The sequence below is a fragment of the Streptomyces sp. genome (assembly GCF_035563135.1).
In the GTDB taxonomy this organism is placed as follows: Bacteria; Actinomycetota; Actinomycetes; order Streptomycetales; family Streptomycetaceae; genus Streptomyces.
The window spans coordinates 1-9,404 of record NZ_DATMVN010000605.1 but is presented as its reverse complement, the minus strand read 5'-3'; the positions used below and the strand labels follow the sequence as shown (position 1 = coordinate 9,404).

Annotated in this window: 9 protein-coding genes and 1 pseudogene; 7 read left to right on the top strand and 3 right to left on the bottom strand. The window is 72.6% G+C overall.

Going from position 1 to position 9,404, the window contains the following annotated elements; all coding sequences use genetic code 11:
• The 4 genes from VN520_RS27055 to VN520_RS27040 all read left to right on the top strand — a co-directional run.
• On the top strand, positions 1-163 hold a 163-nt coding region (locus VN520_RS27055), incomplete at its 5' end, for a (5-formylfuran-3-yl)methyl phosphate synthase (RefSeq protein WP_325749568.1).
• A 9-nt stretch (positions 164-172) separates the two neighbouring features.
• On the top strand, positions 173-1,576 hold the full coding sequence (locus VN520_RS27050) for an aldehyde dehydrogenase family protein (RefSeq protein ID WP_325749565.1): 1,404 nt from the start codon (positions 173-175) through the stop codon (positions 1,574-1,576).
• 2 nt (positions 1,577-1,578) lie between these two features.
• On the top strand, positions 1,579-2,673 hold the full coding sequence (locus tag VN520_RS27045; RefSeq protein WP_325749567.1) for an NAD(P)-dependent alcohol dehydrogenase: 1,095 nt from the start codon (positions 1,579-1,581) through the stop codon (positions 2,671-2,673).
• A 98-nt stretch (positions 2,674-2,771) separates the two neighbouring features.
• Entirely contained in the window at positions 2,772-3,695 is a 924-nt protein-coding gene (locus tag VN520_RS27040; RefSeq protein ID WP_325749564.1) for a class I SAM-dependent methyltransferase, read from the top strand.
• Positions 3,696-4,068: 373 nt separating this feature from the next.
• On the opposite strand, the gene VN520_RS27035 is transcribed toward VN520_RS27040, so the two are convergent.
• A complete protein-coding gene (locus VN520_RS27035) occupies positions 4,069-4,578 on the bottom strand; it encodes a methylated-DNA--[protein]-cysteine S-methyltransferase (RefSeq protein ID WP_325749563.1) in 510 nt (169 codons plus the stop codon).
• Positions 4,579-4,659: 81 nt separating this feature from the next.
• Positions 4,660-6,147 (bottom strand): AlkA N-terminal domain-containing protein, encoded by a 1,488-nt coding sequence (locus tag VN520_RS27030; RefSeq protein WP_325749562.1) that lies wholly within the window; start codon positions 6,145-6,147, stop codon positions 4,660-4,662.
• Between the two features lie 198 nt (positions 6,148-6,345).
• On the opposite strand from VN520_RS27030, the gene VN520_RS27025 reads away from it, so the two are divergent.
• Positions 6,346-6,822, top strand: a complete 477-nt coding sequence (locus tag VN520_RS27025) for a Fur family transcriptional regulator (RefSeq protein ID WP_325749561.1) — start codon at positions 6,346-6,348, stop codon at positions 6,820-6,822.
• Entirely contained in the window at positions 6,815-8,281 is a 1,467-nt protein-coding gene (locus VN520_RS27020) for a catalase (protein WP_325749566.1), read from the top strand. The genes VN520_RS27025 and VN520_RS27020 overlap by 8 nt, the downstream gene beginning before the upstream one ends.
• Before the next feature lie 76 nt (positions 8,282-8,357).
• On the opposite strand, the gene VN520_RS27015 is transcribed toward VN520_RS27020, so the two are convergent.
• Complete coding sequence (locus VN520_RS27015; protein WP_325749560.1) at positions 8,358-8,735, bottom strand: ankyrin repeat domain-containing protein; 378 nt, start codon at positions 8,733-8,735, stop codon at positions 8,358-8,360.
• A gap of 423 nt (positions 8,736-9,158) precedes the next feature.
• On the opposite strand from VN520_RS27015, the pseudogene VN520_RS27010 reads away from it, so the two are divergent.
• Positions 9,159-9,404: pseudogene (locus tag VN520_RS27010) on the top strand (sugar transferase); the annotation flags it as partial.

Here is a 9,404-nt window from a genome sequence, read left to right as displayed (position 1 = left end):
GCTGACCCGTATCGGCACGGACATCGTGGGAGTGCGCGGGGCGGTCTGCGAGGGGGGTGACCGCAATGCGGGAAGGATCCAGCCGCACCTGGTGGCCGCCTTCCGCGCGGAGATGGACCGGCACGCCGGGGAACACGCGGCGGCCGTGGCCGCCGCGAGCTGAGTGCCGGGCATGCCGACATCTCAGCTCAGCCGCGCGCCCGGATCCAGCGGGGAACGCATCCCCGTGCTCGACCCGGCGACGGGCGAGGCGTTCGACGAGGCTCCCGGCCGGCAGCCGGACGAGTTGGACGCCGTCGTCGACCGGGCCCACGAAGCCTGGCGCAGCTGGCGGGCCGACCCCGCCGCCCGCACCGGAGCCCTGCTCGCGGCAGCCGACGCCGTCGAGGGGGCCGGGGGCGACCTCGCTCCGCTGCTCACCCGGGAACAGGGCAAACCTCTCTCCGAGTCGTACGCGGAGGTCGCCCGCACGGCGGCCCGTCTGCGCTACTTCGCCGAACTGAAGCCCGGTACCCGCTCGATCACGGACGGCCGTCCGGTGCACAGCGAGATCCGCTGGCGCTCACTCGGGCCCGTCGCCGCGATCGTTCCGTGGAACTTCCCCCTCCAGTTGGCGTCGGCGAAGTTCGCGCCCGCCCTCGCCGCCGGCAACACGATGGTGCTCAAGCCCTCCCCGTTCACGCCTCTCGCCACAAGGATGCTGGGGTCCGTCCTGTCCGCCGTCCTCCCGGAGGGCGTACTGACGATCGTCACGGGCCGCGAACCTCTCGGCGCCCGTCTGGCGTCCCATCCGGGGATCCGTCACGTGACGTTCACCGGCTCTGTTCCCACCGGGCGGGCCGTCGCAGGGGGCGCTGCGGCCTCGCTCGCCCGGGTCACCCTGGAGCTGGGCGGTAACGACGCCGCCATTCTGCTGGAGGACGTGGATGTCGGGCGGATCGCCGAGCGGCTGTTCTGGGCGGCGTTCCGCAACTGCGGCCAGGTCTGCATGGCGGTCAAGCGCGTCTACGCCCCGGCACGGCTCTACTCCCAGGTCGTCGAAGCCCTCGCCCACCGCGCGAAGACCGCAATCGTCGGACCCGGACTCGACCCCCGCTCGGAACTGGGGCCGCTCAGCAACGCTCCCCAGCTGGCACGGGTCGAGCGCTGCACGGCCCGGGCCATGGCAGCCGGCGCCCGGGCGGCGGCCGGCGGCCACCGGCTGGAGGGGCCGGGCTACTTCTTCGCCCCCACGGTCCTGGCGGATGTCCCGCCCCGGGCCCCGGTGGTGACGGAGGAGCAGTTCGGACCTGTCCTGCCGGTGCTGCCGTACGAAGACCTCGACGAAGCCGTCGAGGCGGCCAACGACACCGGTTTCGGGCTGGGCGGCTCCGTGTGGGGGACCGACCTCGACCGGGCGGAGGCGGTCGCCGGCCGGCTGGAGTGCGGTACGGCCTGGATCAACCACCACGCCGAGCTCTCCCTCGCCCAGCCCTTCGCGGGCATCAAGGAAAGCGGTGTCGGCGTCGCGGGCGGCCCATGGGGGCTCTACGGAAACCTCCGGCCGTTCGTCGTGCACCGTCCGCAGGAGGCATGACGATGAGGTTCGGCGCGGCGGTGCTGCGCTCGTACGGGAGCCGGTTCGCCGTCGAGGAGGTGATCCTGGAATCGGGGCCCGCCGACGGGGAGATCCTGGTCAGGATCGCGGGCTGCGGGATGTGCCGGACGGATCTCGCGGTGCGGCGTTCAGCGGGCCGCACACCGCTTCCGGCGGTGCTCGGCCACGAGGGCTCCGGGGTCGTCGTGGAGACGGGCGGCCCCCACACCGGCCTGGGAGCCGGTGACCACGTCGTGCTGAGCTTCGACTCCTGTGGGCATTGCCGGAGCTGCGTGGGCGCGGCCCCCGCCTACTGCGATTCCTTCGCCTCGCTCAACCTCTTCGGAGGACGCAAGGAGAACGCGGCACGCTTCACCGACGCGGCCGGGGGCGAACTCGCCCCACGCTGGTTCGGCCAGTCCTCGTTCGCCGAGTACGCCGTGGTCCCGGCCCGCAACGCCGTCCGCGTCGATCCCTCCCTGCCCCTCGAACTCCTCGGACCACTCGGCTGCGGCTTCCTCACCGGTGCCGGAGCGGTTCTCAACTCCTTCCGCGTGGGCCCCGGTGACACCGTCGCCGTCTTCGGCGCGGGAGCGGTCGGCCTGGCCGCGGTGATGGCGGCCACCGCCGCCGGGGCGGTGGCCGTGGCCGTCGACCGGCACCCCGAACGGCTCGCCCTCGCCGAGCGATTCCGTGCGATCCCGCTGGACGCGGCCTCGGCCGGCCTGCCCCACCGCATCCGGCAACTGACCGACGGCGGCGCACAGTACGCGCTGGACACCACGGGATCCGCCGAGCTGATCGACCACGCGCTCCGGGCCCTCCGCCCGACCGGACACCTCGGCCTGGTGGCACGGCTCCACACCCCGCTCCCGCTTCAGCCGGGGGCGCTGGACCGCGGCCGGAGGATCTCTCACATCTGCGAGGGGGACGCGGTGCCGGGACTGCTGATTCCCCGGCTGACCGCACTGTGGCAGGCGGAGCGGTTCCCCTTCGACCAGCTGATCCGCAGATATCCGCTGACCGACATCAACCAGGCCGAGCGCGACTGTGACGCCGGCCTCGTGGTCAAACCCGTCCTGATCCCGGGGGCATGAGGCCGGCGGACGAGGAGCTCCGCCCCGCTCCCCACCTGACCGGCCGCGACGGCGCGTCGGACACGTTCACGGTCCCTACTCGCAGCAAGGAAGTGCACATGGCCGGCACAGCACATCGGAGCACCGGCGTGGGAGGCCTGGAAGGCGGTGTCGGTCTGACCGCTCTCCTGGTCGCCGCGGCACGGGCCATCGAGACCCACCGTCCCGACAGCCTGGCGCAGGACCCCTTCGCGGAGCACTTCGTGCTCGCCGCACCCGCTTCCGCGGGCTGGCCGGTCCGCATACAGCAGGTCCCGGACGGGAACGCGAATCCGCTGTGGGGGCGTTTCGCGCGCTACTTCGGGCTGCGGACCCGGGTCCTCGACGACTTCGTCCTCGAATCGGTCCACGCGGGTGGCGCCCGCCAGGTCGTCCTGTTCGGGGCGGGGCTGGATTCACGGGCGTACCGGCTCGACTGGCCTCCCGGCTGTGTGATCTTCGAGATCGACAGGGAAGGCGTACTGGCCTTCAAGCACAGGGTCCTCGGCAACCGGTCGGCGAGCCCGAAGGCGGCGCGCGTGGCGATTCCCACAGACCTGCGCGCCGACTGGACCGGAGCGCTGACCGATGCCGGCTTCGACCCGGCCGCACCGAGCGTCTGGCTGGCCGAGGGACTGCTGTTCTATCTGCCTGCGGCTGCCGAGACCCACCTCATCGCCACCGTGGACCGGCTGAGCGCGGACGGGAGTGCGCTGGCGTTCGAGGTGAAGCTCGAGAAGGACCTGCTGGCATACCGGGACAGCCCGCTCTACACCTCGACGAAGCAGCAGCTCGGCATCGACCTGCTCGGCCTGTTCGACGGGGAGCCACGTCCTGACTCGACGGGTGATCTGGCGGACAAGGGCTGGGCGACATCGGTCCACACCCCCTTCGACTTCACCCGTCGGCACGGGCGCGGCCCGCTGCCCGACGAGCAGAACGACGACGCGCTCGCGGGGAACCGGTGGGTGTTCGCGAGGAAACCTCGGCATCCCGGCCGGTGAGCGACTCGCGGTCCGGCCCGGCGGAACAGGGGACCGCCGGGCCGGACCGCGGGTCGCTCCGTCCTCGGACCGGGCTGGATCCCAGGTCGTGGGCGCCGCCGAGAAGGCCCGGAATCTGCCGGAGGCCGAGGGGTCCGGGGTTCCGGCTCATCGGCGGGAGGGGTGGAGCCGGACCCCCGCGTGGCACTCAAGGGGTTCGCGGCGGGGCACCGGGGGCGGCGGGCGGCCGACGGCGCCCTGACGGAGCCGGGCGACGCCTGCGTACGGCGGAGCCCGAGCCGCTGACCCGGGAGACCGCCTCCGGCGTCCGAGGGCCACGCTCCGGCCGGGCGGCGGTCCCGGCGGAGCCGTGGAGGAGGGACGGACGCGGCCGTCAGACCGTCCGGTGGCGGGACTCCAGCTCCAGGAGCTTGCGCTTGCGGTCGAGGCCTCCCGAGTAGCCGGTCAGGGCGCCGCCGGCGCCGATCACGCGGTGGCAGGGGCGGACGACCAGCAGGGGGTTGGCGCCGATCGCGGTGCCGACCGAGCGCACCGCCGCGCGCGGGGCACCGATCCGTGCGGCGATCTCGCCGTAGGTGAGCGTGGTGCCGTAGGGAATCGCCTCCAGGGCCTGCCATACGCGCCGCTGGAAGTCGGTGCCCCTGCCGGGTGCGCATTCGATGCCGAAGGCCGTACGGCTGCCCTCGAAGTACGCGCGCAGTTCGGCGGCGATCACGGAGAAGGCCTCCGCGTTCTCCGTCCAGCCGTCCTGGACCGTCGCACCGCCCTTCTGGCCCGGCACGGAGAGTGAGGCGAGGGCGGTTCCGCCCTGGGCGGTGGCCGACTCCTCGCCCACCAGCAGCAGCTCGCCGAGCGGGCTGTCGATCGTGGTGCAGAGCGTCATGGTCGGGATCCTTCCGGGTTCATCGTTCGTACACGTCCACTGTGCGGGTTCCGCGGCGGTGCGGCCGGCGGGATCCGGACGTCACGTCGCCGTGACGCGCCGGCGGTCCACGCCCGTGTTCCAGAGGTGGTGCATGGCGTACGTGCGCCAGGGGCCCCAGGCCCCGGAGTCCGCCGCCCCGGCTCCGGCCCGCCGCATCCCGGCCCGCAGGGCCACGTCGCCCGTCAGCAGCACGTCGGGGTCGCCGAGCGCCCGCATCCGGATGTAGCCGGCCGTCCAGGGGCCGACGCCCCGCAGGCTCAGGAGCTCCTTCTCGGCCTGGTCCCGGTCGGCGCCGGGGTCGAGCCCGATCCGCCCGCCGGCCAGGGCGGCGGCGACGGTCCGCAGGGTGGTGCGCCGCGAACCGGGCGTCCCGAGTTCCTCCAGCCCGGCTCCGGCCAGGTCCCCGGGGTCCGGGAAGGTGCGGGTGAGGGCGCCGCTGGGCACCTGCAGGGGTGCGCCGTAGGCCGTCACCAGCGCGCTGCCGAGGCGGCGCCCGGCGGCCACGGAGACCTGCTGGCCGAGGACGGCACGGACGGCCAGTTCATGGACGTCGGCGGCGCCGGGGGCCCGCAGACCGGGCGTACGGGCGACGAGCGGGGCCAGTGCGGGGTCGGCGCCGAGGCGCTCGGCGACCGCCAGGGGGTCGGCGTCCAGGTCGAAGAGACGGCGCATGCGCTGGGTGGCGGTGGTCAGGTCGCGCAGGTCACCGAGGTGCAGCCGGCATTCCAGCCAGCCGTCCCCGGCCTTCTCGCGGACCTCGGCGATGCCGGTGCCGTGCGGCAGGCGCAGGGTGCGCCGGTAGGTCCGGTCACCCCGCTCCCCGGCCATCTCCTCGATGCCGGTGAGGGCGCGGGCCGCGAGGTGGTCGAAGATCTCGGCCGCGGCGTACGGCCCCCGGTGGGCGAGCCGCAGCGGCACTCCCCCGGCTCCGTCGGCGGTGCCCACGGAGCCGAAGCGGGAGGAGCTGCCGGGCCGGGCGGTGCGCAGCTCGCCGGGGGTGAGGGCGTAGATCTCCCGCACCGTGTCGTTGAACTGCCGCACGCTGGCGAAGCCTGAGGCGAACGCGATCTCGGCAGCCCGCAGGGTGGTGGTCTGCAGCAGGACCCGCGCGGTGTGGGCCCGCTGGGCGCGGGCCAGCGCGATGGGTCCGGCGCCGACCTCGGCGTTCAGCTGGCGCTGTACCTGGCGGGGGCTGTAGCCGAGGCGTGCGGCCAGGCCCGCCACACCCTCACGGTCCACGACCCCGTCGCCGATCAGCCGCATCGCCCGGCCCACCAGGTCGGCGCGCGCGTTCCAGCCCGCGGAGCCCGGCACCGCGTCCGGACGGCAGCGCCGGCAGGCGCGGAAGCCGCGGCCCTGGGCAGCGGCAGCGGTGGGGAAGAACGTGACGTTACGGCGCTTGGGCGTGGTGGCCGGACAGCTCGGACGGCAGTAGATCCCGGTCGTGGACACGGCGAAGAAGAACTCGCCGTCGAACCGGGCGTCGCGGCTGGTCACCGCCTCGTATCTGCTGTCGTCACCGGTCATGCTCCAAGAGTGCGGCATCGCGCGTCCCGGCGCTGGCGGAAATCGGACGCCGCGTCCCGTGCACCCCCTCGGCGCCTCCGCGGGGCCCGCACCGGCCGGCGCCATGCGCCCGCGCCCGCGCACATCTCCTTCCAGCCGGACCAGGACTAGTTTCATTCTTATATTGGAATCATTCCAGAAAAGTGGTTGACTGCGTGCGTGTTCGAAACCGAGGCCAAGGCCCTCCTGCGTGGAGCGTCATTACGGGTGACCCGCCCCAGAGCCGCCGTGCTCTCGGCGGTCCACGAGGCCCCGCACTCCGATGCCGGCGCCCTCCTCACCCTGGTGCGCACACGCATCGGCGCGGTCTCGACCCAAGCCGTCTACGACGTGCTCAGGACGCTCGTCGACGCCGGCCTGGCACGGCGGATCGACCTGCCGAATTCCCCGGCACGGTACGAGGGACGGTCCGGGGACGGCCATCGGCACGTGGTCTGCCGTTCGTGCGGCACGATCGCCGATGTCGACGTCCCGCAGGGCTCTTTGCGCATCGAGGCACCCCAGGATCACGGGTTCACCATCGACCACGCGGAGGTCACGTACTGGGGCCTGTGCCCCGGATGCCGGACCGCGCGGTCAGCGGGATCCGGAGTCGGTGAACTGAAGTTCTCACACGAGGAGCAGGAAAATTTCTGACAACACGAAGCCGCTGACCACCGCCGCCGGTGCACCGGTCGCGAACAACGAGAACGCCGTCACCGCCGGTCCGCGCGGCCCGATGCTGCTCCAGGACGTCTGGTTCCTGGAGAAGCTGGCCCACTTCAGCCGTGAGGTCATCCCCGAGCGCCGTATGCACGCCAAGGGTTCGGGCGCCTTCGGCACCTTCACGGTGACGCAGGACATCACCCGCTACTCCAGGGCCGCGCTCTTCTCCGAGGTCGGCAAGCAGACCGAGCTCTTCGCCCGGTTCTCGACGGTCGCCGGTGAGCGCGGCGCCGCCGACGCGGAGCGCGACATCCGCGGTTTCGCCGTCCGCTTCTACACGGAGGAGGGCAACTGGGACGTCGTCGGCAACAACACGCCGGTCTTCTTCCACCGCGACCCCCACCACTTCCCCGACCTCAACCGGGCGGTGAAGCGCGACCCGCGCACCAACCTGCGCTCGCCGGAGAACAACTGGGACTTCTGGACGAGCCTGCCCGAGGCCCTGCACCAGATCACCATCGTGATGTCGGACCGCGGCATCCCCGACGGCTACCGCCACATGCACGGCTTCGGTTCCCACACCTACTCGTTCATCAACGCGAGCAACGAGCGCTTCTGGGTGAAGTTCCACTTCCGTACGCAGCAGGGCATCAAGAACCTGACCGACGCGGAGGCCGCCGCGATCGTGGCCGACGACCGCGAGTCCTCGCAGGCCGACCTGTTCGACGCCATCGAGCGCGGCGACCACCCGAAGTGGACCTTCTACATCCAGGTCATGCCGGAGGCGGACGCCGCGACGTACCGCTACCACCCGTTCGACCTCACCAAGGTCTGGTCCAAGAAGGACTACCCGCTCATCGAGGTCGGCGAGCTCGAGCTCAACCGCAACCCGGAGAACTACTTCGCCGACGTGGAGCAGGCGGCCTTCACCCCGGCCAACCTCGTTCCCGGCGTGGGCCCCTCGCCCGACCGCATGCTGCAGGGCCGGCTGTTCTCGTACGGTGACGCCGCCCGCTACCGCGTCGGTGTCAACCACCACCAGATCCCGGTGAACCAGCCCCGCGGCGCGAAGAACGTCAACACCTACCACCGCGACGGCCAGCTGCGCGTGGACGGCAACCAGGGCGCCGTGCCCGGCTACACGCCGAACAGCTACGGCCGCTGGGCGGAGCAGCCGCAGTTCGCCGAGCCGGCTCTGGCGCTCGACGCCGCCGCGGCCGACCGGTTCGACTACCGCGAGGACGACGACAACTACTTCGAGCAGCCGGGGAACCTGTTCCGGCAGATGACCCCGGAGCAGCAGGACGCCCTGTTCGGCAACACCGCCCGGGCCATCGACGGTGCCTCGCAGGCCGTCATCGAGCGCCACATCCACCACTGCACGCAGGCCGACCCGGCCTACGGCGAGGGTGTGCGCAAGGCCGTCGAGGCGTTGCAGGCCGCCAAGTAGAGCTGTACCGCCACCGTACGCAGAGGGGCCCCGGGCGACGCGAAACCGCCCGGGGCCCCTCGGCGTGCGGCATCGGCTACTCCAGCAGAGCCGTCCTCCCGAACATCTCCGCCGCGGCCCGGGCGCTGGGGGTTCCCGCGTCGAGGTCGGCGCCGGCGGCGATCAGCGCTCCCACGATCGCGTCCTCGCCCTTGAAGAGGGCCCCCGCGACCGGCGACTGGTCCCGGCCGTTACGCAGATCGACGTCGGCACCCCGTCCGATCAGCGCCCGCACCGTGTCCGTGTGCCCGTGGTACGCGGCGAGCATGAGCGCCGTGTTGCCCTCGGCGTCCTGGACGTCGACGGGCAGCCCGTGGTCGAAGAACTCCAGGAGCTCTTCCGTGCGTCCCTGCCTCGCCAGATCCGTCACGATGACGACGAGCCGGCCGGTCTGTTCCTCGGAAAGCGGTTCCATACCCCTACTTTAGGTCCGCGCCCCGAGGGCCGCCGGACACCCCGGCACGGGTCCCGGCGTCCGCCGCGTCTGAACTTCACGGGAACTCCAGCGAAATGGCACGTGTGTGGATATCGTGCACCGAGCGAGGGCGCGTCCGTCAGTCCATGAGATCGACGGATGCGCCCCGTTTGTGGGGATGCGACTGTGGCTGGGGGGCTCATGGGGCATGTCGAAATACCTGAATCGGATATATCCGGGCCGGTCGGGCTCATGGGGGCACCACGACCGCGTACGGCGGGGCGGCCCCGGAACCGCACGGTGGTTCCGGGGCAGTCGTGGAGAGCTCCGACGGCCGGCGAGCACGACCACGCGGAGAGACCGCGGGCGAGGAAGAGGCCCGGCCCGCGTGTTCCCTTCCTCGTCCTGACCGACCTCCTGGGCGTGGGGGTGCCCGCCTGGCTCGTGCTGCGCGCGGGTGAACAGCCGGGAGCGCTGACCGCAGCGGCAGCGGCCGCGCTGGCGTGGGCGGGAGTACGCGGCGCGCGTGGCCGGTACGCGCAGCGGCTGCCCGGGGAATCCACCGGAGGGCCCTACGGCCTCCTCGGTGACTGGCTGCTGCTCGTCGGCGTGCTGGCCGTGCTGCGGGCCGTGACGGGCGGGGGCCTCGACCCGGCCACCGTCGTCGCG

Excerpts from the sequence above, each read along its gene's own strand:
- VN520_RS27050 (WP_325749565.1), top strand. The coding sequence starts at position 173 with ATGCCGACATCTCAGCTCAGCCGCGCGCCCGGATCCAGCGGGGAACGC.
- VN520_RS27045 (WP_325749567.1), top strand. The coding sequence starts at position 1,579 with ATGAGGTTCGGCGCGGCGGTGCTGCGCTCGTACGGGAGCCGGTTCGCC.
- VN520_RS27040 (WP_325749564.1), top strand. The coding sequence starts at position 2,772 with ATGGCCGGCACAGCACATCGGAGCACCGGCGTGGGAGGCCTGGAAGGC.
- VN520_RS27035 (WP_325749563.1), bottom strand. The coding sequence starts at position 4,578 with ATGACGCTCTGCACCACGATCGACAGCCCGCTCGGCGAGCTGCTGCTG.
- VN520_RS27030 (WP_325749562.1), bottom strand. The coding sequence starts at position 6,147 with ATGACCGGTGACGACAGCAGATACGAGGCGGTGACCAGCCGCGACGCC.
- VN520_RS27015 (WP_325749560.1), bottom strand. The coding sequence starts at position 8,735 with ATGGAACCGCTTTCCGAGGAACAGACCGGCCGGCTCGTCGTCATCGTG.